24 protein-coding genes are annotated in these 26860 nt (G+C 52.7%); 19 read left to right on the top strand and 5 right to left on the bottom strand.

Annotation, left to right across the window (positions count from 1 at the left end; genetic code table 11):
* Nucleotides 1-304: 304 nt before the first annotated feature.
* The 3 genes from leuS to holA are packed head-to-tail and all read left to right on the top strand — an operon-like array spanning nucleotide 305 to nucleotide 4346.
* Nucleotides 305-2794, top strand: coding sequence for a leucine--tRNA ligase (gene leuS, locus QMG16_RS18145; protein ID WP_281796485.1), 2490 nt, complete (start codon nucleotides 305-307; stop codon nucleotides 2792-2794).
* Nucleotides 2795-2826: 32 nt separating this feature from the next.
* A complete protein-coding gene (gene lptE / locus QMG16_RS18140) occupies nucleotides 2827-3348 on the top strand; it encodes an LPS assembly lipoprotein LptE (RefSeq protein WP_281796483.1) in 522 nt (173 codons plus the stop codon).
* Nucleotides 3349-3350: 2 nt separating this feature from the next.
* Nucleotides 3351-4346, top strand: a complete 996-nt coding sequence (holA, locus tag QMG16_RS18135; protein ID WP_281796481.1) for a DNA polymerase III subunit delta — start codon at nucleotides 3351-3353, stop codon at nucleotides 4344-4346.
* A gap of 56 nt (nucleotides 4347-4402) precedes the next feature.
* On the opposite strand, the gene rpsT is transcribed toward holA, so the two are convergent.
* The gene (gene rpsT, locus QMG16_RS18130; protein WP_281796479.1) at nucleotides 4403-4681 is read right to left on the bottom strand and encodes a 30S ribosomal protein S20; all 279 of its coding nucleotides are present in this window, start codon (nucleotides 4679-4681) and stop codon (nucleotides 4403-4405) included.
* A gap of 169 nt (nucleotides 4682-4850) precedes the next feature.
* A complete protein-coding gene (gene greA / locus QMG16_RS18125) occupies nucleotides 4851-5321 on the bottom strand; it encodes a transcription elongation factor GreA (protein WP_281796477.1) in 471 nt (156 codons plus the stop codon).
* A 308-nt stretch (nucleotides 5322-5629) separates the two neighbouring features.
* Here greA and QMG16_RS18120 point away from each other — a divergent pair, with 308 nt between their 5' ends.
* From QMG16_RS18120 to QMG16_RS18110, 3 genes are all read left to right on the top strand, one after another.
* Complete coding sequence (locus QMG16_RS18120; RefSeq protein WP_281796475.1) at nucleotides 5630-6547, top strand: aspartate carbamoyltransferase catalytic subunit; 918 nt, start codon at nucleotides 5630-5632, stop codon at nucleotides 6545-6547.
* 74 nt (nucleotides 6548-6621) lie between these two features.
* Nucleotides 6622-7935 (top strand): dihydroorotase, encoded by a 1314-nt coding sequence (locus QMG16_RS18115; RefSeq protein WP_281796472.1) that lies wholly within the window; start codon nucleotides 6622-6624, stop codon nucleotides 7933-7935.
* Nucleotides 7932-9326 (top strand): sigma-54-dependent transcriptional regulator, encoded by a 1395-nt coding sequence (locus QMG16_RS18110; RefSeq protein ID WP_281796470.1) that lies wholly within the window; start codon nucleotides 7932-7934, stop codon nucleotides 9324-9326. Before QMG16_RS18115 ends, QMG16_RS18110 begins: the two co-directional genes overlap by 4 nt.
* 110 nt (nucleotides 9327-9436) lie before the next feature.
* Here QMG16_RS18110 and QMG16_RS18105 read toward each other — a convergent pair whose 3' ends face one another.
* The gene (locus QMG16_RS18105; protein WP_281796468.1) at nucleotides 9437-10366 is read right to left on the bottom strand and encodes an AEC family transporter; all 930 of its coding nucleotides are present in this window, start codon (nucleotides 10364-10366) and stop codon (nucleotides 9437-9439) included.
* 245 nt (nucleotides 10367-10611) lie between these two features.
* Here QMG16_RS18105 and QMG16_RS18100 point away from each other — a divergent pair, with 245 nt between their 5' ends.
* A complete protein-coding gene (locus QMG16_RS18100) occupies nucleotides 10612-11004 on the top strand; it encodes a hypothetical protein (protein ID WP_281796466.1) in 393 nt (130 codons plus the stop codon).
* A 138-nt stretch (nucleotides 11005-11142) separates the two neighbouring features.
* Here QMG16_RS18100 and QMG16_RS18095 read toward each other — a convergent pair whose 3' ends face one another.
* Nucleotides 11143-11964: an inositol monophosphatase family protein gene (locus QMG16_RS18095; protein ID WP_281796464.1), complete on the bottom strand. Its 822-nt coding sequence runs from the start codon at nucleotides 11962-11964 to the stop codon at nucleotides 11143-11145.
* Nucleotides 11965-12324: 360 nt separating this feature from the next.
* Here QMG16_RS18095 and QMG16_RS18090 point away from each other — a divergent pair, with 360 nt between their 5' ends.
* From QMG16_RS18090 to mnhG, 8 genes are all read left to right on the top strand, one after another.
* Nucleotides 12325-13176 (top strand): amidohydrolase family protein, encoded by an 852-nt coding sequence (locus QMG16_RS18090; protein WP_281796462.1) that lies wholly within the window; start codon nucleotides 12325-12327, stop codon nucleotides 13174-13176.
* A gap of 108 nt (nucleotides 13177-13284) precedes the next feature.
* Nucleotides 13285-15618: a putative monovalent cation/H+ antiporter subunit A gene (locus tag QMG16_RS18085; protein ID WP_281796461.1), complete on the top strand. Its 2334-nt coding sequence runs from the start codon at nucleotides 13285-13287 to the stop codon at nucleotides 15616-15618.
* On the top strand, nucleotides 15615-16022 hold the full coding sequence (locus QMG16_RS18080) for a Na+/H+ antiporter subunit B (protein WP_281796460.1): 408 nt from the start codon (nucleotides 15615-15617) through the stop codon (nucleotides 16020-16022). Before QMG16_RS18085 ends, QMG16_RS18080 begins: the two co-directional genes overlap by 4 nt.
* A 1-nt stretch (nucleotide 16023) precedes the next feature.
* The gene (locus QMG16_RS18075) at nucleotides 16024-16377 is read left to right on the top strand and encodes a Na+/H+ antiporter subunit C (protein WP_281796459.1); all 354 of its coding nucleotides are present in this window, start codon (nucleotides 16024-16026) and stop codon (nucleotides 16375-16377) included.
* Nucleotides 16378-16501: 124 nt separating this feature from the next.
* Nucleotides 16502-18013, top strand: coding sequence for a Na+/H+ antiporter subunit D (locus tag QMG16_RS18070; protein ID WP_281796458.1), 1512 nt, complete (start codon nucleotides 16502-16504; stop codon nucleotides 18011-18013).
* On the top strand, nucleotides 18010-18483 hold the full coding sequence (locus tag QMG16_RS18065) for a Na+/H+ antiporter subunit E (protein WP_281796457.1): 474 nt from the start codon (nucleotides 18010-18012) through the stop codon (nucleotides 18481-18483). Before QMG16_RS18070 ends, QMG16_RS18065 begins: the two co-directional genes overlap by 4 nt.
* Complete coding sequence (locus QMG16_RS18060) at nucleotides 18480-18770, top strand: monovalent cation/H+ antiporter complex subunit F (protein ID WP_281796456.1); 291 nt, start codon at nucleotides 18480-18482, stop codon at nucleotides 18768-18770. The genes QMG16_RS18065 and QMG16_RS18060 overlap by 4 nt, the downstream gene beginning before the upstream one ends.
* 12 nt (nucleotides 18771-18782) lie before the next feature.
* Nucleotides 18783-19175 carry a monovalent cation/H(+) antiporter subunit G gene (gene mnhG / locus QMG16_RS18055; RefSeq protein ID WP_281796455.1) on the top strand — a complete coding sequence of 131 codons (393 nt, stop codon included), beginning with the start codon at nucleotides 18783-18785 and terminating at the stop codon, nucleotides 19173-19175.
* 236 nt (nucleotides 19176-19411) lie between these two features.
* Here mnhG and QMG16_RS18050 read toward each other — a convergent pair whose 3' ends face one another.
* A complete protein-coding gene (locus tag QMG16_RS18050; RefSeq protein ID WP_281796454.1) occupies nucleotides 19412-19990 on the bottom strand; it encodes an OsmC family protein in 579 nt (192 codons plus the stop codon).
* An 879-nt stretch (nucleotides 19991-20869) separates the two neighbouring features.
* On the opposite strand from QMG16_RS18050, the gene QMG16_RS18045 reads away from it, so the two are divergent.
* From QMG16_RS18045 to kdpB, 4 genes are all read left to right on the top strand, one after another.
* Entirely contained in the window at nucleotides 20870-22714 is a 1845-nt protein-coding gene (locus QMG16_RS18045; RefSeq protein WP_281796453.1) for an ATP-binding protein, read from the top strand.
* Nucleotides 22715-22828: 114 nt separating this feature from the next.
* Nucleotides 22829-23053, top strand: a complete 225-nt coding sequence (locus tag QMG16_RS19720; protein WP_373878690.1) for a potassium-transporting ATPase subunit F — start codon at nucleotides 22829-22831, stop codon at nucleotides 23051-23053.
* Nucleotides 23054-23069: 16 nt separating this feature from the next.
* Nucleotides 23070-24809 (top strand): potassium-transporting ATPase subunit KdpA, encoded by a 1740-nt coding sequence (gene kdpA / locus QMG16_RS18040; protein WP_281796452.1) that lies wholly within the window; start codon nucleotides 23070-23072, stop codon nucleotides 24807-24809.
* Nucleotides 24810-24823: 14 nt separating this feature from the next.
* The gene (kdpB, locus tag QMG16_RS18035) at nucleotides 24824-26848 is read left to right on the top strand and encodes a potassium-transporting ATPase subunit KdpB (protein WP_281796450.1); all 2025 of its coding nucleotides are present in this window, start codon (nucleotides 24824-24826) and stop codon (nucleotides 26846-26848) included.
* Nucleotides 26849-26860 lie beyond the last annotated feature (12 nt).

The raw sequence follows: 26860 nt of genomic DNA, 5'->3' as shown, positions 1-26860 counted from the left end.
GTTCCCGGACATTCCCTCCTTGCATGTCGGGCTGACAAGCCCGACATGCAAGGATACCATAAGCCCGCTATCATTATTCTTTTCCAGAAGAAGTCGCTCCCGGCCCCCCCCGTTTCACATCCCCCCTTGCACCTTGAATTCAAAGCCTCTTTTTCCCAGTATAGTGTGCATGTTGCGAAATCACCCGGCATATGCTACAAATCGGCAATTTCTGGCAGAGCTGTTTTTCGAGTGCGGGACAACCGAATTCAATCCTTGCGAAACGAACCTGCACCGTTCCTGATTCATGAGAAAAGGGTGACATATGGAATCGAGATATTTACCGAAAGCTATAGAGAAAAAGTGGCAGGAATACTGGGAAAGTGAAAAACTTTTCAGCGTCAAGGAAGATCCCTCCCGCGAAAAATTTTTTCTTCTGGAGATGTTCCCCTATCCGTCGGGCCGCATACACATGGGCCACGTGCGCAATTACTCCATAGGAGACGTGCTCGCCCGTTTTCTGAGGATGCAGGGCTACAACGTTTTGCATCCCATGGGTTGGGACGCTTTCGGAATGCCGGCCGAAAATGCAGCCATCAAAGCCAATACGCATCCTGCCAAATGGACCTATGAAAACATCGACTACATGCGCAGCCAACTGAAAAAACTTGGCTTTTCCTATGATTGGTCCCGGGAAATCGCTACTTGCGATGTGGATTACTACCGTTGGGAACAGCTCTTTTTTCTCAAGATGTACGAGCAGGGCTTGGCCTACAGGCGCAGTTCTTATGTAAACTGGTGCGAAACTTGCCACACGGTCCTGGCCAACGAACAGGTGGAAGGCGGGGCCTGCTGGCGCTGCGACCAGCCGGTTATTCAGAAGGAAATGGATCAGTGGTTCTTCAAGATCACCGACTACGTGGAAGAACTTCTGGAATACACAGAAAAGCTTCCCGGCTGGCCCGAGCGGGTACTCGTCATGCAGCAGAACTGGATCGGCAAGAGCTACGGCAGCAAGCTCGTCTTCCCGCTCGAATCGGGCGACGGGGAGATCACGGTCTTCACGACCCGGGCGGACACCCTGTTCGGCGCAACTTTCATGAGCATTGCTCCCGAACATCCTCTGGTGGAAAAACTCTGCAAGGGAAAGCCTCAGGAGAAAGAAGTCCTGCAGTTTGTGGAACGCACGAAACTTTCCAAACGAAGCGACCGTGAAACGGAGTTACTGGAAAAGGAAGGCGTCTTCACGGGAAGCTATTGCATCAATCCCGTGACCCAGGCGAAAATGCCCATCTACGTCGCCAATTTTGTTCTCATGGCTTACGGCACGGGTGCGGTCATGGCCGTCCCCGCTCATGATCAGCGGGACTTCGAATTTGCCCGCAAGTACGGGCTGCCCATGAAAGTGGTCATCAAACCCCAGGACGCAGCCGATATTCCCAAAGTGGAAGAACTTACGGCCGCCTTCGAAGAGGATGGGGTTCTGGTGGACTCAGGAACATTCAGCGGTATGACCTCTTCGGAAGCCAGGGAAGCCATCACGGCCGGCTTGGCGGAAAAAGGCCGCGGCGAACGCACCGTTCAATACAGACTCCGCGACTGGGGGATTTCCCGCCAGCGTTACTGGGGGGCTCCCATCCCCATCATCTACTGCGACAGATGCGGCGTCGTTCCCGTGCCCCAGGAAGATCTCCCCGTGGTCCTCCCGACGGATGTCGCCCTGCTCCCCAATGGAGCTTCACCTCTTCCGGTCCATGAACCCTTCTTCAAGACCACGTGTCCTAAATGCAAAGGCCCGGCGCGGCGCGAAACCGATACGATGGATACATTTGTTGAATCTTCCTGGTATTTTGCGCGGTTTGCTTCCGCCGGATACGATAAGGGTCCTCTGGATTTCGACCGGGTCAAATACTGGCTGCCCGTCAATCAATACATCGGCGGCATCGAACATGCCGTGCTGCACCTGCTTTATTCCCGCTTTTTTACGAAGGTCCTGAGGGATATGGGATATCTGGCCATAGATGAGCCCTTCCAGAACCTCCTCACACAGGGCATGGTAATCAAGGACGGCTCAAAGATGAGCAAGTCCAAAGGCAACGTCGTGGACCCGGATGAAATGATCCATGCCTATGGCGCGGATACGGTGCGTCTCTTCTGCCTTTTTGCCGCTCCCCCGGAAAAAGATCTGGAATGGAGCGATCAGGGCGTGGAAGGATCATTTCGATTTCTTTCCCGGGTCTGGCGATTGGTAGCCGACAATGAAGAGGCTTTGAAATCGGCCACACCCTATGCCGGTTCTGCAGAACTTTCCAAGACTCTTTCGGAACTGCACCGCAAGACCCACCAGACCATCAAGAAAGTGACAGAGGACATTCGGGACCGGTTCCACTTCAATACGGCCATCGCATCGGTCATGGAACTGGTAAATCAGCTTTATCAGGTCCTCGAGAATCCCTCTCAGGAAGCGCAATTCTGGCCTGTCGTGAGGGAAGCCATAGAAGCCGTGGTCCTGCTCATCTCCCCCATCGTTCCGCATGTTGCGGAAGAACTCTGGCGCACACTGGGTCATTCCAAAAGCATCATGAATGTTCCCTGGCCCAAATGGGAGGAAGATGCGTTGCAGGCTGAAGAGATGCTCATTGTGGTACAGGTAAACGGAAAGCTGCGCAGCCGCATTACGGTCTCCCCCGATGCAGGCAAAGAAGAACTGGAGGCTGCAGCGCTCGGGGATGGGCGTATCCAGGACTTCATTGCTGGAAAACCGGTCAAAAAGGTGATTGTCGTTCCCAAGAAACTCATCAACATCGTGATCTGATCATCGCGGATCATTCGGGGAGAAGCGATCCCATGAGGCTTTCAATGAGGCTGATGGCCCTTTCGAGCTTTTTATTTCTGTTCTTGAGCGCCTGTGGCTACCACTTCACAGGAGAAGGCGAGGGTCCTCGGCCGGGAATAAATGCGGTCGCCATCCCCGTATTTGAAAACAACACTTCGGAGCCCGATCTGGGGAGCATGTTTGCAGGAGCCTTAAGGAACGATTTCATTCAAAAAGGAGAGATTCGGGTCGTTCCCACCGATCAGGCCGATGTGATCTTCCGGGGCATTATCAAAAATATATATACGTCGGAAGTGGCCCACCGGGAATTCGAAAAGACTATTCTGACCCGCCTCTATGTGACTCTGGACATCCGCTGTGACGATGTGCGAAACGGGAAAGTCCTCTGGCAGGACCCTCAGTACACCTACTATCAAGTGTATATCCAGGACCCAGATCCCATCATCGCTTTCAGCAACAGGCGCCGGGCTCTGGAATTTTTGGCAAGAGAAATGTCTATTCGCATCCACGACCGTTTTCTCAGTAATTTTTAGTCATGCTGCTGAACGAATTCTTTGACCATGTAAAGCAGGCCTCGCCTGCTCCAGTCTATCTCTTTACGGGCAATGCGGAACTCCTCATGGAGGAGGCCTGGAAGAAGCTCCTCGATAAAATCGTGCCGGAAAAGGCCCGACGCTTCAACGGGGAGAGATTGACGGCCAGGGACTGCCTGGCGGCTCAAGTCCTGGAGCGTTTGAGCACTCTTCCCATGTTTGGGGGCAGGCAGCTCCTCATGGTTCAGCACATTGAAGAGTGGCCTAGGGATGAGCGGCAGATCCTGGAAACCTACATACGCCGGCCTCATCCCACTGCATGTCTCGTTCTGACCGCTCTACAGAGAAAAGGCCTGGACAAGTTGGAAGCGGCTGTAAAATCGGCGGGTATCGTGGTCCAGTTCTCCGGCCCCACGGAAAAAGACGCACCCCGATGGCTTCAGGAGCGGGCCCGGACCTTGGGGAAGCAACTGACTCCCCAGGCGGCTTTTTTTCTATTCGAACAAGTCGGGCTGGATTTGCATTGCCTGGAAATGGAACTGGAGAAACTCTCCATCTATGTGGGAGACCGCACAAGAATAGATGTTGAGGATGTGGGGGAGGTGGTCAGTGCGCAAAGAAGCTATTCTGTTTTCGAACTTCTCAGGCATGTCGGCCTGCACCAGACCAATCAGGCGGTTCATTCCCTGAGAAATCTCGTTCTATCGGGAGAAGCCCCTCTGGCGATCCTCGCCCTGCTGGCACGGCAGATCCGCCTGGTCTGGCAAGTGAAGGACGGACTGCAGCGAGGACTGGCATTGGCTCAAATCGCTCAAGGTACGGGCCTCTCTCCGTTTGTTGTCAAAAACTATGTTCAACAGGCTTCACAGTTTTCGGAGTCCGTGCTGCTTCACGCCCATCAAGCCCTGCGCAACGCCGACATTGCCATCAAGAGCAGTGGAAGCGCTCCCGAAATGATCCTGGAATGTCTTGTTCTGGATCTCTGTCAGCGCAATTGAAAAGCCCTTGAAGAGTATCTCTTCAAGGGCTTTTCGAACCGGAAAAACCGAAAAGGCTATGCTTTCTGCTCGGCCAGAATCGCGTTGATTTTCCGCGTCAGCCGAGAGATCTTGCGCGCGGCATTATTCTTATGGATCACGCCTTTACTGGCGGTTTTATCGATGGTGGAAATCGCTTCCCTGAGCCGTTCTACAATGACCTCGGGGGAATTGGAAGAGATGGCTTCCTGCACTTCCTTGATAACGTTTTTCATACGGGTCTTCCGCATACGATTGCGCAACCGCCTCGCTTCGTTTTGTTTTGCCCGCTTGATGGCTGACTTGTGGTTGGCCAAGGTCTAACCTCCTCTTGATATGGAATCCAACATTCTAAATCGAGTTTTTAACTCATTTTTAAGGGCACGATTTTTAAGAAAATCTATTCTAAAACTATCTTAGGAAAGCTGTCAAGGCAATTATCGCTGACTTGCCATATTTATGCGCTTGATTTTCTGACGGAAAGCTTCAGTTCTGCACTTCAAGGATTTCGAGATTGCGAATTCCTTTTGGAGTCTGCACCCGAACTTCATCTCCTTCTTCCTTCCCGATCAGGGCTTTTCCCAGAGGTGATGTCACGGAAATCGTTCCAGCCTGCACGTCTGCTTCATAAGGCCCCACGAGCGTGTAGGTAGTGACCTCACCCGTTTCGAGGTCTTCCATCACCACTTTGGACCCGAATATAGCCCTGCCGTTCTCCGATTCCGCCCCTTCGATGATTTCACAATGCCCCAGCTTTTCACAGAGGTCCTGAATGCGTCCTTCGATCAGTGACTGTTTTTCCTTGGCAGCTTCATATTCCGCGTTTTCCGAGAGATCCCCATGACCACGAGCCTCTTCAATGGCTTTGATCACAGCCGGCCGTTCTTCCTTCTGCAAGCGCTGCAACTCGATTTTCAACCGTTCATAACCATCTTTGGTGATTGGCACTCTTTGCATCTACTTCTCCCTTCATAAAATCAATGGAGAACCATTTAATGGTATTCCACGCACATGTCAAGTTGGATCGATCCAGCTTTGGATTTCTTTCTTGACAGTGTTTTTAGCCATCAATAATTTTGCTTTAGCACTTGGTCAAAAGACCTTCGAAGTTTGTTTCATTCTCTTATCATACCGCGCGAGAGCTGACGAGAGGCTCATCAAAAAAGTGCGTATTTCAATTTTCTTGCCATCCACCGCGCATCTCATGGTAAACTGATTTAGATAACAGAGGAAGGAGAGGTTACCAAACGAGATGAGGATGATCCATGCCATTTAAAAGAAAAGATATTCTAGGAATTCGAGAACTTGAAGTCCATGAAATAGAGCACATCCTGGAAATGGCTTTTTCACTGAAAGAAATCAATACGAGGCCTATCAAGAAAGTACCCACCCTTCGTGGGAAAACCGTCATTCATCTCTTCTACGAACCCAGCACACGAACCCGAACATCCTTTGACATAGCCGCCAAACGATTGAGCGCTGACACCTTCAGCATCACGGCATCTACCAGCTCCATGGTCAAGGGAGAGACCCTTCTGGACACCCTGAAAAATCTCGAAGCGATGAAACCCGACATATTTGTTATACGCCATTCAGCCTCGGGCGCTCCCCACCGATTGGCTCACAGAACAGAGGCCTCGATCATCAACGCTGGCGATGGCATGCACGAACACCCTTCCCAGGCATTGCTCGATATGATGACCATTCGAGAACAGAAAGGGCGTCTCGACGGGTTGAACATTCTTATCGTCGGAGACATCATTCACAGCCGTGTGGCGCGTTCAGACATCTGGGGACTCACCAAGATGGGAGCAGAGGTCACCGTTTGCGGCCCGACCACCCTGCTCCCTCCGGATATTTCCAGCATGGGTGCTCAAGTCTGTCTGCACCCCGAAGAGGCCATCCCCGACGCGGATGTCATCATCGTCCTTCGGCTCCAAAAGGAACGGCAGCAACAGATGCTCCTCCCCTCCCTTCGGGAGTATTCCATTTACTATGGCATCAATGCTGCAAAGCTCAAAAGAGCCAAGAAAGACGTCATCATCATGCATCCCGGCCCCATCAACAGAGGCGTGGAGCTCAGCCCGGATGTGGCGGACGGGCCTCACTCGGTGATTATGAATCAGGTGACCAATGGGGTTGCAGTGCGTATGGCACTGCTTTATCTCGTATCTCAGAAGTAGGATGAGCGTGTTCCTGGAAATGGACACATGAAAGCCAAAAATTACCGAAACCACATCCCAAGGAGCTGTTGAGAATGGAGTGGGGGAAAGCCGCAAATTTTCTTTTCCGCCAGGGTCGGGTCATCGATCCGCAGCAGGGAAAAGATACCATTGCAGATGTTCTGATATTGGAAGGACGGTTGGCTGAAATCCGACCGCAAATCCAGGTATCTCGAGATCGTACTTCTGAACTCCAGGAATACGACATGACCGGCAAATGGATTGTTCCCGGCCTGATCGACATGCATGTACATTTGCGTGAACCGGGTGAAGAATACAAGGAAACCATCGCTTCGGGAACTCAGGCGGCGGTGGCGGGTGGCTATGTTGCAGTGGCGTGTATGCCCAATACACAGCCCGTGAACGATTCTGCAGCGGTGACGGAGTTCATTTTAGAACGGGCCAGGGAGGAAGGGGCTTGCCATGTTTTTCCGGTAGGAGCCATCACCAAAGGCCTCAAAGGGGAAAACCTTTCCGAAATTGGGGAACTGCGGGCATCGGGAGCGGTGGCCGTATCGGATGACGGCCGCCCCGTCATGAACAGCCTCATGATGCGAAGGGCACTGGAATACGCTCGCATTTTCGATATGCCTGTAATCAGCCACGCAGAAGATATCCATCTCTCTCAGGGCGGCCTCATGAACGAAGGGGCGACATCCACCCTTCTGGGACTTCGCGGCATTCCCGGTGCGGCGGAAGAAGTGATGATCGCCAGGGATTTGATCCTAGCCGAACTCACTCGAAGCAGGGTCCATATCGCCCACGTGAGCACCTCCGGTTCGGTGCGACTTATCCGCGACGCCAAAGCGCGGGGAGTTCCGGTCACTGCAGAGACGGCTCCGCACTATTTCACTCTCACGGACGAAGAGCTCATGACCTTCGATCCCCTCTTCAAGGTCAATCCCCCCATTCGAAGAGCCGAAGACGTGGCGGCCATCAAGGAGGGTTTGCGCGACGGCACCCTCGACGCCGTCGCCACGGACCATGCCCCCCACAGTGTTCTCGAAAAGGATACGGAATTTGAATTTGCAGCCAATGGAATGATTGGGTTGGAATCCGCCCTTCCCCTCATTTTGAGCCTGGTTCGGGAGGGAATATTGGCTCCAACCGAGGCCATAGCCAAAGTCACCTGCAACCCCGCCCGTATTCTGGGAGCGCCCCTGGGAACGCTGCAAACAGATACATTGACCGATCTTACCGTTATCGATCCTGAACAAACCTACACGTTGGATGTAAACGAGTTCCACTCCAAAAGCCGCAACTGCCCCTTTCACGGCCGCCGGATGCAGGGGCGGGCCCTGATGACGATTGTGAGAGGAAAAGTTGCCTTTTCCAGAATGAGCCAATGAATGCATCCCCTTTCCAAAGCGCAAAAATTTTAGTCGTCGACGATGAAAGGAGCATGCGGGAATTTCTCGATATCATGCTCCAAAAGGAAGGATATCAAGTTCGCTGTGCCGGCAGTGGCAAAGAAGCCCTGGAAGCCATCCAGGAAGAGCCTTTCGACTTGCTCATCACCGATATCCGCATGAAGCCCGTCAATGGCCTTGAAGTTCTCAAGAAGTGCAGGCTCCTTTCTCCCCAAACGGTCGTCATCATCATTTCAGCGTATGCCAGCGCCGAAACGGCGGTAGCCGCAATGAAGGAAGGCGCATACGATTACCTGCCGAAGCCCTTCAATATCGATGAAATGCGATCCGTCATCGTCCACGCACTGCGCAGTAAAGAGGGAGAAGAAAAGTTACAGGATGCTCAGGAAGGCCCTTTTTATTTCGGCTGCCTCATTGGAGAAAGCCCTCCCATGCGGAGGGTCTATGAACTTATCAAACGAGTGGCAGCCACGAGCAGCAACGTCCTGCTCACCGGAGAAAGCGGGACGGGGAAGGAACTGGTGGCCAAAGCAATCCACCGGCAAAGCGCACGCCGGAACAAGCCCTTCGTGGCCGTCAACTGCGGTGGAGTTCCCGAACAACTCATTGAGAGTGAACTGTTCGGTTACAAAAAAGGAGCCTTCACCGGCGCCGGTACCGGCCACAAAGGTTTAGTAGAAGCGGCTGAAGGCGGCACCCTTTTTCTGGATGAAATCGGCGAACTCTCTCCTACTCTCCAGGTCAAGCTGCTGCGCCTGGTGCAGGAAAAAACCATTCGGCTGGTGGGTGACACGGAAGACATTGCTGTTGACGTCCGAATCATTTCCGCCACCAACCGCAACCTGGAAAAAATGGTCATCGAAGGGACTTTTCGCGAAGATCTATACTACCGTCTCAATGTATTGCCCATTGCGCTTCCGCCTCTAAGGGAACGCAAGGAAGACATTTCGATTCTCGCCCAGCACTTCCTTGCGAAATTCCGGGAACAATTCGGAAAGGATATCAAGAAGATTTCCTCTTACGCTCTGGACATCCTCAACCATTACGATTTTCCGGGAAATGTGAGAGAATTGGAGCATATCATAGAGCGTGGCGTGGCTATGGAAGCGTCCAGCATCATTCTTCCCGACAGCCTCACTTTATCGACTTACAGGAAGATTCAGAATGATCCGCTCCAGGCAGTGCCGGCAGAACTTCCCAAGGGGATCAATCTGGACGGCTATCTCGCAGAAATCGAAAAGAAGCTCCTGCAGCAGGCTTTGCAGCAGGCCCACGGAGTAAAGTTCAAAGCGGCTGAACTCCTGGGCATCAGCTTCCGATCTTTCCGCTACCGCCTCCTCAAATATGGTTTGGCCACCGAAGACGAATAAGAGACCAACCCGCCTCCTCACGGCAATCCGGTATATCGCGATAATTACGCGGTCATTTGCATTCAGCAGATTGTGTTTCGCTTGGGTAGATGCGATCTACAGTTCCCGGCTTACGCTGCCAATATGGCAAGGATGACACTGTATGTAAAAGCGGAGAGCAGGGTGAAAATGGAAATGCTGGTGGCGGCCAGTTCGGGATGCCCTCCGAGTTCCATGGCCATGATGTAGGTAATGGTCGCGGGTGGCGCTGCCAGTAAAATGATGCCGGGCAGGATGAGCGGTTGGGGAACCTGAGCCAAGACCATGAAGGCATAGCCCAACAGGGGCAGACAAATCAGCTTCATCATGCCGATGCCCATAATTTCCCGTACCATCAGCCGAAAACTCCCAAAGGAAAGGCTGGCCCCGATGAGTAACAGGGCTGTGGGGAAAGCCATGCCGGCAAGGATGTCCAGCCCCTTTTGGAAGGGGTGGGGGATAGAAAAGCCCATTGCCGAATAGGTTATGCCGAGCAGTACCGTCACGATGATGGGATTGCGGAGCATGTGCTTCAAAAGTTGGTGCCCCTGGGCTTCCCGGCGGGGTTCCGTATTGAAAGTAGTGAGGGCCCAAACCGCGAGAAGGTTTTGCCCCAACATGATGAAACTGCTCAAAATGGCCATCCTGGGAAAGTGGTCCGATCCAAGCGCATAATATGCGATGGCATAAGACATATATCCAATGTTTCCATGGAAACTGCTGTGAAGAAAGGTGCCCTTCCTGCTGTCAGGAACCTTCAGCAGATGCAGGAGTGCCAGGCTGATCAGCACTACGGCGCAAAGGGCTCCCAGAGTACATATCACCGCTCTCAGATTGAAATTTGCGCGGAAAGGCGCCTGTGCAATCTCGCTCAAAAGCATCGCGGGAATTGCCACATTAAAGACGATCTGATTGGCCGTCCTGGAATAGTCGGAACCTATGATTTCTTTAATCTTCAGGAAGTATCCAAGAAATATGATACTGAAAATCGGAAGGATGGTATTGATTAAAACATTGAACATGCGAAAATAACTTTCGGGGGGTTCTCAAATTTTTCCTGTCTCTCGAACAAGCTCAAATGACTGTTTGCCAGTGGAACGAATAAAACGGAGCAGACAACTTACACCCAAGTGGTTATCATTTCAATGCCCATGAAAGGTCAACCACGGGAACGTCGCTGCAGTGAAAGCACTTGACGTTTGTATCGACTTTTAATACACGGAATGTTTGCCGACATAAAATAGAAAGGAAATAACGGAGATAGGTTATGACGAAAAAAGATATGGACAACGATCAGTTGGTGGAAGAATTCGATGACGATAGTGATCTGAGCTACGATCAGGGAGAGGAACTCGATTTCAGCGGCGAGGAAGACATAGATATAGATGAAGGGGAAGACGAAGATCTTATGCCATCCGTCCTCTACAAGGGCGTATCCAGACCCAAGACGGAGGATGACTGGCGCCAGCTGCTCCTGGAAGCAAGCCGGGAAGGCGTCCCCGAATATCATTACACAGACAGTTACAAGGACGGCGATCTGATCATCCATAATCAGTTCGGTTTGGGAGTCGTCAGTAAAGTCATCTCACCCAAAAAGATGGAAGTGATTTTCGACACCAGTAAAAAACTCATGGCGATGAACCTCACCCCCCCCGAATAAGAGCCTATCCGAAAACCTACCTCGGCAGCGGACACCCCCCTTTAATTCCCCCCCTCGAGGGGGGACCAAGGGGGGTCGCAAAGTCCACAGGTGGTTTCTGGATAGGTTCTAAGTCCCTCTCGATACCTTTTTTCTGTTCTATTTTTTGACGCCTGCCCGGGAGGCCAGAGCAGGCACCAAAAAGGTCTTCACCTGTTCCAGAAGAAAGGGATGGGTGAGTGAACTTCCCCCCACGATATGCCCGTTTTCCAAATAGTTTTCCTCCCCCCAGAAATCGGTGACGATGCCTCCCGCTTCATGCACGAGCAATGCGCCCGCTGCGATGTCCCATGCCTTGAGCCCGGCTTCCCAGAAGCCGTCCACACGTCCCGCAGCCAAATAAGCCAAATCCAAAGCCGCAGCCCCCGCGCGCCTTATGCCACTCGTTTGCAGAAACACCCGTTTGAAGACCTCGAGATAGGGGTCGATGATATCCCGCGTCCGGTGAGGAAACCCAGTGGCAATCATTGTTTCCCCCAGATCCTCCGTACTCCTCATTTGAATGGGATGACCGTTCAGGAATGCTCCTCCCCCTTTTCTTGCCGTAAAACATTCATTGCGCACAGGGTCCAGCACGAAGCCCAGAATGGGTTCCCTGTTTTCACAGACCGCAATGGAAATGGCCACGAAGGGAAACCCGTGGATGAAATTGGCCGTTCCGTCAATGGGATCGATCACCCACGTGAAACCTTCATGCATGCCGTCATTTTCCGTTTCCTCAGCCATGATGTGATGCCGGGGAAAATGTTTTTCTATGATCCCGGTAATGATCCTCTCGCTCTCCATGTCCACTTGAGTGACATAATCGGAAATCCCTTTTGTATGGATATCGCTCGAAGAAATCTTCCCCATTTTTTCTCTGATCAGCGCCCCCGCCTGTTCCATCGCCAGGTGTGCTACTCCCTCCATTGCACGGATCATGTCCTACCTCGACTTTCTCTCTATCTACTGACTCGAAGATTAAGAGGATGTCTGAAAATTCCCCCCTTGAGGGGGGTGGGGGGGAATCGAAGCAGGTTCGGCTCCCAAGCAGAGGAATTTTCAGACAGCCTCTAAAATACCCGCAAATCCAGTCTCTTCTCATTTTCATTGAAATTTTAAGCAGCTGCGTTTTCCCTTAATGATTCCAGAAGCAATATTCTACTTTTTTCATGCATATTCAAGGCCCTATAGACAACAAAAAAGAGTTTTGCTACATTCCGAGATCATCGATGGCATGCAGCCGCATCCGTCCCGCATGCACCGGCCGCGTATCCTAAAACCCTCACCAGGATAATTCCAATGCGAATCGACGTCCATACCCATATTTTCCCCCCGGATATCGTGCGGGATCGCGCTCGGTTTTTTGAAGGCGAACCCATCTTCAAGCTTCTTTACGATTCACCCAAGGCCAAGCTGGCAGGCGCAGAATCTCTTCTCGAGACAATGGATAGAGATGGAATCGACCATGCGGTTGTCTTTGGTTTTCCATGGCAGGAAATGGAACTGGCCGTTCGGCACAACAATTATGTCCTGGAAATGACGGCAAAGTACGGATCCCGCCTCATCCCACTGGGATGCTTCAATCCACTGGACGAGAGGGGAGACCAGGAAGCCGAAAGATGTTTCAGGTCGGGAGCCAGAGGATTGGGTGAACTGGCCATATACGGTGCATGCAAAGCGGATTCGGCGCTGAAATGTTTTGAGCCTTTGATCGAATGTTGCAGGTCTCATGCCGGGATCATGCTCGTGCACGCCAATGAACCCGTCGGGCACAGTTATCCCGGCAAGGCGCCTCTCGGATTGGATTTCTACTATTCCCTTGCAAAACTGGCGGCCGGAACACCTCTCATATTGGCTCACTGGGGAGGGGGCTTGTGTTTCTACGAATTGCTGAAACGGGAAGCGCAAGACGTTTTGTCGCAGGTCTACTACGATACCGCTGCCTCCCCCTTTCTCTACGACCCGAAGATATACCCACACATGTCAAGGGTACTGCGCAAAGGCAAAATTCTCTTTGGGAGCGACTATCCCCTCCTCGCTCCTCGGCGCTATTTCAAGGAAATGGCAGAAACCGATCTCTCGGCGGCCGAAACAGCTGATATATCGGGCAAGAACGCAGCGCATCTTTTCGGTATTCCGACGCGCGGGTGACGATGACAACGGCCGCTCTTTCGAGGATACACAGGGAAAAGGCCCGCAAAAAAGTTTGTGATCCCTTCGATCTGTTGGGATGTCACGCAACTTGAAATTGGAGAGACCATGATGCTTCTCGCTGTCTTATCGGGTTTTATCCTGGCATTGGCGGAACCAGGGCTTTTCCGTATGACGGGCCGGAAGACGGGGTGGCTCCTGTCGGTTTTCCCTGTTACTCTGATGCTCTACTTTGCCCAATTCACGACGTCTATCGCATCCGGAGAAAAACTGGCTTTTGAATACCCATGGGTATCCAATCTTGGAGTCCATTTAAACTTTTATCTGGACGGCTTGAGCCTCCTCTTTGTATTCCTCATCTGCGGAATCGGAACACTGGTTTTCTTTTATTCAGGTGCATACCTGACCCATCACCCGGAACTGAGCCGTTTTTACAGTTTTTTGCTGCTCTTCATGGCCTCCATGCTGGGGCTGGTTTTGGCTGACAACGGGATCGCCCTCTTTATATTCTGGGAACTCACCAGCATCAGTTCCTATCTTCTCATCGGCTTCGACCACAAAAGGGAAGAAGCAAGGTCGGCAGCGCTGCAGGCGCTTCTCGTGACGGGGACGGGAGGGCTTGCGTTGCTGGCCGGACTGCTCCTTTTAGGAGAAGCCGGTGGAAGCCTGGAAATTTCCACTTTGGCGAGCCTGGGCGATTCCATCCGGCTTCATCCTCTCTACACACCCATACTGCTGCTCGTACTCGCCGGAGCCTTCACCAAGTCCGCCCAAGTTCCCTTCCATTTCTGGCTTCCCAATGCCATGGAGGCACCGACCCCCGTGAGCACCTATCTTCATGCGGCCACTATGGTCAAGGCCGGAATCTATTTGCTGGCGCGGTTCACTCCTATTCTCGGCGGAACGGAGCTCTGGATGCATCTGGTCCTTCCTGTGGGCGGCTTCACCATGCTCACAGGCGCCTATCTTGCTCTCATGCATACGGACCTGAAACGCATCCTCGCATACACGACCGTCAGCGCACTCGGCATTCTGACCCTGTTGCTCGGTCTGGGCAGCACAGCCGCAATTCAAGCGGCCCTGGTCCTTCTTTTGGCGCACGCTCTCTACAAAGGCGCGTTGTTCCTGGTGGCGGGGATATTGGACCACGAGACGGGGACAAGAGAAGCGGAACGGCTCGGGGGGCTGTTACAATCCATGCCCATCACGGCATTGGCTGCGGGCCTGGCGGCTCTTTCCAGCGCAGGTTTTCCCCCGTTTTTGGGATTCGTCGGCAAGGAACTGATGTACCAGGCCACCCTTTCGACTTCACAGGCATACCTGTTGACGGGAGCTGCCGTACTGGCGAGCGCTTCCTTTGTGACCGCGGCGGGGATCGTGGGATTCAAGCCTTTCTTCGGTAAGAGAACGCCGTTCCTCAGGGAGCCCCATGAGGCGCCTTTCGCTCTATGGGTCGGTCCGCTGCTCCTGGCCGTATTGGGCGCGTTGTTCGGGCTCAAGCCCGACCTCATTTCAGAACGGCTCATCGCCCCTGCGCTCTCCGCCATAGACGCGCAAGCCATATTCACCGAAGTGGTTTTATGGCATGGGTTCGACCCCAAACTTCTTCTGAGTGTCGGCGTTTTCCTGGCGGGCATCACCCTCTATTTTGGATGGTCCGGTATACGACGGACTCTGATACCCCTTGATTCTTCAGCTCGGTGGGGACCCAACCAGTGGTATTATGCTTCGCTGAAAGTCCTGGAGGGGATTTGCCGTATTCAGACAAGGTTCCTTCAGAGCGGCCATCTTCATCTTTATCTTCTCATCGTCATCATGTCGACCATCGTTTTGGTGGGAAGTCGGCTTCCGGAACAAGACGTGCTGGCGGGCTTTTGGAGATGGATGGACCTTCGGCCTTACGAAGCCATGCTTGCCGGCTCCATACTCATGGCGGCCCTCATGGTGGTTCGGTCCAAGTCCAGACTGACCGCTGTCGTAGCCCTGGGAGTCGTGGGTTACGGGGTTGCGCTGGTGTTCCTTCTCTTCAGCGCACCGGACCTGGCCATGACTCAGTTTTCCATCGAAACCCTCTCTGTCGTCTTACTGGTGCTCGTCATTTTTCGGCTCCCGAGGTTCAAAGCCTACTCTACAAAAATGGAACGCACCCGGGACGCCGCAGCGGCGCTGGTGTCCGGAGGATTGTTCACGGCTCTGATCCTGGCCGCCACCGCTATTGAGAGAGAGGCGCGGCTTGTTCCCTATTTTGCCGAGAATGCACTGGAACTGGCAAGAGGTCGCAACGTGGTGAACGTGATTCTGGTGGATTTTCGAGGATTTGATACTCTGGGGGAAATCACGGTTCTTTCCGTGGCTGCCGTGGGTGTTTACGCACTGCTCAAACTGAAAGCCGGAAAGACAGGGGAAGAAAAATCAGGTAAATTTTTGAGGAAACCGCCATGACCTCTCTCATTCTTTCCACTGCAACGCGTTATCTTCTGCCGCTTTTACTGCTGCTCTCGGTGCACCTGCTTTTGCGGGGCCACAATGAACCTGGAGGCGGGTTTGTGGGGGGGTTAGTGGCATCGGCGGCGTTTGCTCTTTATACCCTCAACGCCGGGATCGAAAAGGCAAAGAATATTATCAGATTAGATTCCAAAATATTGATCAGCGTGGGATTGATCATCGCCGCCGGGAGTGGAAGCTTCTCTCTTTTTTTCGGCAAACCCTTTATGACAGGCATGTGGTTGAAGGAGAATCTGCCCGTTATCGGGAAAGTGGGGACCCCTTTCCTTTTCGATCTTGGAGTCTATTTCGTGGTGATCGGTGTAACCTTGACCATTATTTTTTCTCTGGCGGAGGAATAGAATGGAAGTCGCACTCTCTTTCGTGATCGGCGGCCTCTATGCGGCGGGGTTTTACCTGGTGATGCGACGCAACATCGTCAAACTGATCATCGGGCTCGCTTTGCTCGGGCATGCCGCGAACCTGCTCATTTTCACCATGGGCCGGCTCACACGGGGCCATCCTCCCGTATTGCACACCTGGGACACGCGGCTCATGCCCCCTTTTGCAGACCCCATTCCGGAGGCATTGATTCTCACAGCCATTGTCATCGGCTTTGGCGTTCAAGCCTTCGCAACAGCTTTGATCCGGAGGTTCTATGAAACGGTCGGCTCGGACGATTTGGACGAAATGCAGTCCACCGACTCTTTGGACTGAAAAATTGAAAGGATGCACCCTTGACCGCCGGTTTTCGGACATCCGATCGTTCCCATCGACGAAGCATAAAAATTCGCTCATGAACCTTCTCAAAAACCGAATATAGAGAGATTGCCTCCATAATATGAAACTGCTGCTTCTATTCCCCATCCTGGTTCCCTTTCTCACAGCCATCGCCTCACTTCTTGCATGGGAGCATCGCCATGCACAGCGATTCCTCAACGTCGCGGGTGCATCGGCTTTGTTGGCGGCGGCTGTTTGCCTTTTTTCCTCCGTATGGGAAAATGGCATCCATGCCATCCAGCTGGGAAACTGGCCCGCTCCTTTCGGAATCACTCTGGTCGCGGACCTGTTCAGCGCATCCATGGTGGTGTTGGCCGGTCTGGTCGGCCTTGCGGTCTCCGTCTATTCCCTGGCGGGCATGGACCCTGGGAGGGAAAATTTCGGTTATTATCCTCTGCTGCATGTATTGCTCATGGGGGTATGCGGCGCATTTCTGACGGGCGATATTTTCAACCTGTATGTCTGGTTCGAGGTGATGTTGATCGCTTCGTTCGTCCTGCTCGGGTTGGGTGGCGAGCGGGCTCAATTGGAAGGCACCATAAAATATGTCACGCTCAATCTCATTTCTTCCGCCCTCTTTCTGGCGGCCATAGGCATTCTGTACGGCGTGGCGGGAACTTTGAACATGGCCGACCTGGCCATGCATTGCGATATCATCATAAAATCGGGATTAATGACCGCCATAGCGATGCTGTTTCTGGTGGCATTCGGCATCAAAGCGGCGATTTTCCCTCTCTTCTTTTGGCTGCCCGCGTCCTATCACACTCCGCCCGCTCCGGTATCGGCCATCTTCGCAGGATTGCTCACCAAGGTGGGCGTATATGCGCTCATCCGCGTCTTCACATTGCTTTTCGTCCACCATGTGCAATACACCCATTCTCTCATCGTCATTCTGGCCGGGCTCACCATGATCACGGGAGTGCTCGGAGCGGCTGCGCAGATGCAGTTTCGCCGTATTCTGTCCTTTCATATCATCAGTCAGATCGGCTATATGATCCTTGGGCTGGGATTGTTCACCCCCCTGGCTCTTGCAGGATCCATTTTTTATATTGCCCATCACATCATCGTGAAAACAAACCTTTTCCTGGTGAGCGGCGTCGTTCATCGACTTCGGGGTTCCTACGAATTGAAGGCCCTGGGAGGACTTTACATTTCTCATCCCTTTCTGGCATTCCTGTTCCTGGTTCCCGCCCTGTCTCTTGCCGGAATTCCTCCCCTTTCCGGTTTCTGGGGGAAGTTCATTCTGGCCAAGGCGGGTCTGCAAATCAAAGAGTATTTCATCGTGACCGTCGCACTTTTTGTGGGCCTCTTGACTCTGTTTTCTATGATCAAGATCTGGTCCGAGGTATTCTGGAAGGAATCCCCCCCGGCAGATCATGATCCCGGAGAAATTTCACGTCCTATCTCCCGAGGCAGTCTTTTCGCTTTCCTTTCACCCATCGCCTTCCTGGCATCACTGACATTGCTCATCGGGTTGGCTCCAGAACCGGTGATTTCCTTTGCAAGTCGTGCTGCAGAACAGTTATTGAATCCCGAGGAATACATTCGAACCGTACTGGGAGGTCCTATATGAAGGCATTCCTTTCAAACATCCTGCTTGCGTTCACCTGGGTTGCAGTCACCGGATTGTTCGAACCCATAAACTTCATCATAGGCTTTGCTCTGGCTTATGTGATCCTTTGGATGATCCAAAGGTCTACGGCGCCTTCCAACTACTTCTCAAAAGTCTATCAAGTCCTCTCTTTCAGCCTCTTCTTCGGGCGGGAGTTGGTCAAAGCGAACCTGCGTGTGGCTCACGACATCGTAACCCCCTATCACCACATGCGACCCGGCGTAGTCGATATTCCCCTGGATGTTCAAACAGATGAGGAGATCACCCTGCTCGCGAACCTGATCACCCTCACTCCCGGCACGTTGAGTCTGGACGTATCGACGGACCGGAAGGTGCTCTACATCCATGCTATGTACATAGATCATGTCGAAGAGTTCAGGCGGAGCATCAAGGAAGGTCTCGAGCGCCGGGTAATGGAGGTCCTTCGATGAACATGCAGGGCCTTACCTTGATCATTGTAGTATCCCTCCTGAGCCTGGCTTTTGTCTTTGCTTTCATTCGCATGGTGTGCGGACCGAGCCTTCCGGACCGTGTGGTCGCCCTCGACCTGATGTCCACAGTGGCAATCGGCATCATTGGGATCTATGCAATCGCAACCGGTGAGCCGGTTTTTTTGGACGTAGCGATCATCCTGGCGCTTGTCGCCTTTTTGGGAACAATCGCCTTTTCATATTACCTGATCAGGATTTCCCACCGTGAAAATGCTGAGGAAAGATGAAAGGAGTAGGGGATGCAAGAGGTTTTGTATTCGATATTCATGGTGACAGGAGCCGTGTTCATGTGTATTGCAGGGCTTGGAATCCTGCGCATGCCCGACCTTTTCATGCGATTGTCCGCGGCAACAAAGGCTTCGACGTTGGGCGTCGGTTTTCTCCTTCTCGCCGTAGCGGTCAAGTATCCGGTCATCGAGATCATCAGTCGCAGCCTGGCCATCATAGTCTTTGTCGTCCTGACCGCTCCCATTGCCGCCCACATGATCGGCAGAGCGGCCTACCTCTCGGGAATACCCTTGTGGAAGGACTCCATCGTAGACCGACTCTGTGATCGTTATGACCGCTGCAACCTCTTATTGCTGGGCGGAGAAAATTCTCCAACCTCACCAGAGCGTCAGGATCCTGAATAATATCCATGCAACAGCTCGATCAACCTTAAGAGCCTATCCGGAAACCTCCTGTGGACTTTGGAACACCCCCCTAGCCCCCCTCGAGGGGGGAATTGAAGGGGGGGGTCCGCAGCAGAGGAAGGTTTCCGGATAGACTTTAAGTCGGAGGATTTTGGCTTACTCTAAAGGATCAAGAGGCCATAAAATCGGGCAAGCCACGCAAGGCTTGCCCGAAGGTTTCTCTCTTGGAACCTTTATCATTTGTCGAGTTTGACTGAGACAGGTGTGGGATTTGCTACGGTGTTGAATACCGGTGAGTACTTCTGAGCCATCCTGATGAGCTCCTCTTTCTCTTCTTCGGAGACATCGGCATCGATTTTGAAATACACTCGAATATTCTCATACCCTACTTTGACATCCTTGGATAATCCAAGAAAGCCACGCAAATCCACGTCTCCTTCCAGCCTGGACTCGATTCCCCTTATTTCAATTCCCCTGGCAGCTGCATGATAGACAAGTGAAGAAGTCAGACAGCCCACCAAACCGGTCAACAGGTACTCTACCGGGTTGGGACCTATGTCTTCGCCTAAAAGAAGCGTATGCTCATCCTCATCCAGCTCAAAAGGCTTATCGTGAGACAGATCTTGTTTTGCTCCGTAAAAATCGGTGATCGTGGTGCGATTATGGCCTCCATTGATCCACCTGTTCCTGGCACGAAACTTAAATTTCGCGATCGTTGCATCACCCTTGATCGCCTCGATAGTGCTGAGCAAACGGCTCACATTGACGCCGTTGAGAATTTTATCATTTTGCTGTTCTGCTGCTTGTTGTCCCATATTTGATCACCTCCTTATCTATTTTTTAAAATTATAATCATTTTCAGCGAGAGTTTTTGGTGAAACATTGAATTTTCTTAATACTGAAAATTGTAAATACGTGGCCACTTCTTTGTAGATACGGCTTCCAGCCGTGACAGAAACCGGCAACCGCACACCTTGTCGCGGCAGGATGCCGCTCCTACGAAAACGTATGGGTAAACGGCTGCGTAATTACGAAGACCAGTACTTAGAGCCTATCCGAAAACCTACCTCGGCAGCGGACACCCCCCTTCAATTCCCCCCTCGAGGGGGGACCAAGGGGGGTGTCGCAAAGTCCACAGGTGGTTTCTGGATAGGTTCTTAGTGCTCAAGATCGCCATTACGCCATCCATTATATAGTTGACACGACCACTTGTCGGCCGTGTTCGCAGGACAAGAGGCTCCAAAAAACCGTCAAGCGGTAATAAACCTTATGTCCTTTAGACCCAGGCAACAAATTGTCCGGGCCACCCCGGGACCGCTCGATGGGTTTTGCAGAATGCAATGCCTGAAGCGATTCAGCTTTGCACTTCGCAATGCCCGTACCTGATAACCACAACAACATCTTCTTGATAATGGGCACAAAATGTTGGATTATTGAATAAGTTGGCTTTTAGCCAACATCCAGGAAATGTAAATCATTTGATGCTCATCCACTCTCAAAGGCTTGCTTCTGGTTCGGGCCATATCCATCAAGAACGCTCTGTAATTCATATCATGATTCCGAGTAGTTCCTTCTAACGTCTGTTCCCTGTGAGGTCTCGGACGCAGTGTCTGGCGGGTTATCTGAAGAATATCCCCAAAATACTCTCGGCGGCATGTTGATTGCTTCATAAACTGGCGAAGGAGGACGAAAGCATGTTAGGCATTCGAGAAAAGCTCTCCTTAGGTTTTGGGGGGCTGTTCCTCATCATCATCGCCATCAGTGTTCAAAGCATTATGCAGCTTACCCTTCTCGGCCATTCCATCGACGTGATCCTTCATGAAAACTACCGGAGCGTCATTGCATCTCAGCAGATGAAAGATTCTCTTGAACGCATGGACAGCGGTATTCTCTTCACCCTTCTTGGGGATACCGAACAGGGAAAGGAGCTCATAACGAAAAGCATACCCGTCTTCGAGGAGTCGCTTCACACGGCGTTGAATAACATCACTCTTCCGGGTGAAGCCGAAAGGGCGACACGCATTGGGGACCTTTTCAGTCAATACAAGGCTTCTCTGCAGGAAGTGCAGGACACGGGACTCCCTCTTGACGACCGGCGGGAAGCCTATTTCACGAAACTCTTTCCACTCTTTCATCAAATCAAGAATACGGCCGACGAGATCCTTCACATGAATCAACAGAACATGCTCGATGCCAACGAACGCGCACTTGCCGCTGCAGCGGCGGCAAGGCATCGGATGTACATCCTTCTTTTCTGTGGAGCTGTCGTTGCTGTTCTGTTCACCCTCTTTACAGGAAGGTGGATCCTTCGTCCGATCAACCGCCTCATTCGCTCGGCTGATGAAATCAGACAGGGGAATCTTGACCTTGTCGTTCAAAGGGATTCAGGCGATGAGATCGGCCGCCTTTCCGAGGCATTCAACGAGATGACCTCGAGCCTTCGAGAATTCCGGAGGAGTAACCGTACCAGGATGATTCGTATCCAGCACCTGATCCAGCAGGTGTTTCGGAGCCTGCCCGATGTCGTGGCTGTAATCAACCTCGAAGGGCATGTGGAAATAGCAACAGAGAGAGCCGCCGATGTCTTTGGCCTCAGACCCGATGTGCCCATCCACAGCCTCACTTTCACATGGATGGGAGACCTTTTTGACGAAGCCTTGAGGAGCAGGCGCACCGTCCAATCCCAGGGCAAGCAGACCATCATTCAGAGATTCATCAGAGGTGAGGAGCACTACTTTTGCCCTGAAGCCATTCCTATCCTTGATGCCGGAAGGCTGCCCACAGGTGTCATCCTGATCTTGAAAGATGTAACCAGCCGGATGCAGCAGGACAAGCTCAAAAGAGGGGTCATATCGACCGTCTCCCACCAGTTGAAGACGCCCCTGACTTCTCTGAGGTTGGCGATCTATCTCCTCCTCGAAGAAAAGGCGGGCCCCCTGACCTCAAAACAGGTCGAGCTTTTAGTTGCAGCACGGGATGAGAGCGACCGGCTGCATTCCATCTTGAGCAATCTTCTCGACTTGAGTCGCATCGAATCCGGAAAGGTACGGATGGAGTTTCGGCCCGTAGCTCCCCATGGGATGATCCTCGAACAGGTTGACTCCTTCCGGAATACAGCAAAAAACCGTGGAATCACCCTGAAGACGGAGCTCTCGGACGATCTTCCTGAAGTCTTGGCGGATCAGGCCCAGATCGGGCATGTCTTCGCAAATCTCCTCTCCAATGCCATCAAGTACACTTCGCCTGGCGGCGAAGTCACCATTTCCGCAGAAGCGGACGAGGATTCGGTTTGTTTTTCGGTTTCCGATACGGGAAGAGGCATTCCGGCTCAATATCTCGATCGAATTTTCGAGCAATTTTTCCGCATTGACGCTCAGGAAGGCGAAACGGGAGAAGGGCTGGGGCTCTCCATAGCAAAAGAAATTGTCGAAGCCCACGGGGGAACCATAAGGGTGAAAAGCGAGGAAGGACGGGGCAGCATCTTTACGTTCTGCTTGAAACGCGCTGACCGCACACTTAACTCGACATTGTCACATTAACTCCCATGACCGGAACGGTCACAACGAAAAATGAAAAAGGCAAAGAGATGCAAGCCAATATGGAAAGCGGGAAACGCTCTTGGCGATGTTATCATAAGCCATGAGCTATGAACCATGAGCCTTTTTTCATATAAATCACAGAGACACGGAGGGCACAGAGAAAGACCTTATGTTGAATCTTATTTGTATTCTGTCAATAGTGTTTTTCTTCGGCCTTTGCGCTTTGCTGGTGAAGGCTTTCGAGAGGCTCAAATCATGATGGATGCAATTGTAGGCATTATTGGAGTGATTCTGATCATCTACCTGTTTGCTACAATCATTCGACCGGAGAAATTCTAAAGGGGGTATTGGATCAATGGACATCTTCGGGTGGATTCAGTTGGCGCTCTTTCTGGGATTGCTCCTTCTACTCACAAAGCCCATGGGGAGGTACCTGGTGGGCGTGTTGGATAGAGAGAGCAAGACATTTCTCGACCCTCTCATGCGGCCATTAGAACGCCTGTTGTACCGCTTTCTGGGCATAGAGCCGGAAAAGGAACAGAGCTGGCAGCAGTATGCCTTTTCTCTCATCGTCTTCAGCCTGGTTGGGTGTCTGTTTACCTACGCGATTTTGCGACTGCAGCACTTCCTACCGTTGAACCCGCAAGGATTTGGGCCGGTAAGCCCCGACCTTGCCTTCAATACGGCGGTGAGCTTCACCACGAACACAAACTGGCAGAACTACGGAGGAGAATCCACCCTTTCCTATTTTTCCCAGATGGTAGGGCTTGTTTTTCACAACTTTGTTTCAGCCGCAGCCGGAATCGGGGTGGCGGCAGCCCTCATTCGCGGCATTGCAAGGCACTCCGCAAAGACTATCGGCAGCTTCTGGGTGGATCTCGTCCGGATCAATCTATACCTGCTTCTGCCGGCTTGTGTTCTCTACTCTCTTTTCCTGGTCTCACAGGGCGTCGTTCAAAACTTTCATCCATATGTTACGGCCCAAACGATCGAACAGGCAGAAGGGAGTTCCTTTACCCAATCCACCCAAACCATTGCCCAGGGCCCCGTGGCCTCACAGGTGGCAATCAAAATGCTGGGAACAAACGGTGGGGGATTTATGAATGCCAATGCCGCTCACCCTTACGAAAACCCGACGCCCCTTTCCAATTTTCTCCAGATGCTCTCGATCTTCCTCATACCGAGCGGACTCACTTACACTCTGGGACGAATGGTCAAGAACCAGAAGCACGGGTGGGCGTTATGGACCGCTATGGCCATGCTGTTCCTTGCCGGGGTTCTGGTCACATGGGCTTCGGAGGCCGCAGGAAACCCCAGGCTGCACGCTCTTGGCATAGATGCATCCCATGGGAACATGGAAGGAAAGGAGATCCGCTTCGGAATCTTCAACTCCGCCCTTTTTGCCGTCATTACAACAGACGCCTCCTGCGGAGCGGTAAACTCAATGCATGACTCCTTCACGCCCCTGGGAGGCCTCGTTCCTCTTCTCAATATCCAGCTGGGAGAGGTGGTTTTTGGCGGCGTCGGAGCCGGTCTCTATGGAATGCTCATCTTTGTTGTGCTGACCGTGTTCCTGGCGGGGCTGATGATCGGACGAACCCCCGAATACCTCGGAAAAAAGATCGAGGCCTATGATGTAAAAGTCAGTGCCATTGCCATACTCGTGCCCATATTTTCCATTCTGGGCTTTACAGCCTGGGCGGCGGTGAGCAATTGGGGGCTTGCGGGGCTCAACAACACCGGCCCACACGGGCTGAGTGAAATCCTCTACGCCTACTCCTCCACTTCCGGCAACAACGGAAGCGCCTTTGCCGGTCTTGCCGGCAACACGCCCTGGTACAACGTCACACTTGCCATAGCGATGCTCGCCGGGCGGTTCTTTGTCATTGTGTCCGTCCTGGCCCTTGCCGGAAATCTTGCTGCTAAAAAGCGGGTTCCGGCAAGCGGAGGCAGCTTTCCCGTCTCCGGTATAACCTTTGTGATCCTGCTGGTGGGAACGGTTCTCATTGTCGGGGCTCTCACTTTTCTGCCGGCACTCTCTCTTGCCCCCATCGTCGAGCACTTCCTCATGACCGGATCAGGGAAGCTGTTTTAGGAGGAATGAAAGCCATGGCTGCAAGAAAGCACTCTTTTTTCGATCGTGAAATCATGACGCAGGCGGCCTTTGATTCCATAAAAAAGCTCAATCCTCGCTCAATGGCGAAAAACCCCGTCATGTTCGTAACTGAAGTCGCAGCGGTCATCACGACTACTGTCGGGCTCATTTTGAGTGCAGGAAGCGAACCGCTTGCCTTCACTCTCCAGGTAACGCTCTGGCTCTGGTTTACCGTGCTCTTTGCAAACTTTGCCGAAGCGCTTGCCGAGGGGCGAGGAAAAGCCCAGGCCGGCGCCCTGCGAAAAACGCGCACGCAAACTGTTGCAAACCGGCTGCGCTCTGACGGTTCGATGGAGAAAACTCCCGCCGATGAGTTGCGGAAAGAAGATCTCGTACTCGTTTCAGCAGGCGAGATCATCCCGGCGGATGGAGAAATCATCCAAGGTGTGGCGACAGTGGATGAATCGGCCATAACGGGGGAGTCCGCCCCGGTTATCCGCGAGGCCGGAGGGGACCGCAGTGCGGTTACGGGAGGAACGCGGGTCTTATCGGACTGGATCAAGGTCCGCGTCACGGCCGATCCCGGCGAAAGTTTCCTCGATCGTATGATCGGCCTTGTGGAAGGGGCAAGCCGCCGGAAGACCCCTAACGAGATCGCTCTCACTATCCTCCTTTCGGCTCTTACGGTTATTTTCCTGGTTGCCATCATGACCTTCAAGCTCTTTGGCATGTACTCAAATGTCATTTTTTCCGTCACAGTGCTTGTGGCACTGCTGGTTTGCCTTATTCCAACGACCATAGGCGGTCTGCTGAGCGCCATTGGAATTGCAGGAATCGACCGGCTGGTCCAAAAGAACGTGCTCGCCATGAGCGGTCGAGCCGTGGAGGCCGCAGGGGACGTGGATGTGCTTCTTCTCGACAAGACCGGGACCATCACTCTTGGGGACCGCCAGGCAACGGAATTTCTTCCGGCCGAGGGAGTGCGCGTGGAGGAGTTGGCCGATGCGGCGCAACTGGCCTCTCTTACGGACGAAACCCCCGAAGGCAGGAGCATCGTTATCCTGGCCAAGAAATATGGCTTGAGAGGCCGATCCATAACGGAGATGCCCCATGCCGAGTTCATATCCTTTTCGGCAAAGACCCGCATGAGCGGTGTGGATTTGGAGGCTAGAAAAATCCGCAAGGGCGCTGCTGAAGCAATGAGGGATTTCATCTCCAGTCCCTTCCCGCCGGAGGTAGAATCGGCTGTGAAGACGGTCTCCCAGAAGGGGGGAACCCCTCTGGTCGTTGCCGACAGCAAGCGGGTTCTTGGTGTGGTTCACCTCAAAGACATCGTGAAGGGAGGCCTGAAGGATCGCTTCGAACGATTCCGCGCCATGGGAATAAAGACCGTGATGATCACCGGCGATAACCAGTTGACTGCAGCAGCCATCGCCAAAGAGGCAGGAGTTGATGACTTCCTGGCAGAAGCCAGGCCGGAGGATAAGCTTGCGCTCATTCGAAAGGAGCAGGCATCGGGACGCCTTGTTGCCATGACAGGAGACGGCACAAACGATGCTCCCGCCCTGGCTCAGGCAGATGTGGGTGTTGCCATGAACACGGGCACACAGGCAGCCAAGGAGGCAGGCAACATGGTGGATCTCGATTCAAATCCGACCAAGCTCATCGAAATCGTTGAAATCGGAAAGCAGATGCTCATGACCCGGGGGGCCCTTACCACCTTCAGCGTCGCAAACGATGTGGCCAAGTACTTTGCCATCATTCCGGCAATGCTGGTCAACGCATTTCCGGTCATCGGTCCCCTGAACCTGATGCGACTCGGCTCTCCTGCGAGCGCGATCCTGAGTGCGGTCATCTTCAACGCCCTCATCATCATAGCCCTGATCCCTCTTGCGCTTCGCGGCGTACGGTTCCGCCCTCTCGATGCCTCGGTCCTCCTGCGCCGAAATCTCCTGATCTATGGGCTTGGCGGCCTAGCTGCACCATTTGTCGGTATCAAGCTCATTGACCTCCTGGTCAACGCGTTGCACCTCGTTTAGGAGGAAATGAAA

Origin of the sequence: Desulforhabdus amnigena (genome assembly GCF_027925305.1) — a bacterium.
GTDB lineage: Bacteria > Desulfobacterota > Syntrophobacteria > Syntrophobacterales > Syntrophobacteraceae > Desulforhabdus > Desulforhabdus amnigena.
The sequence above is the reverse complement of the archived record's forward strand: the minus strand, read 5'-3'. Positions and strand labels throughout refer to the sequence as shown.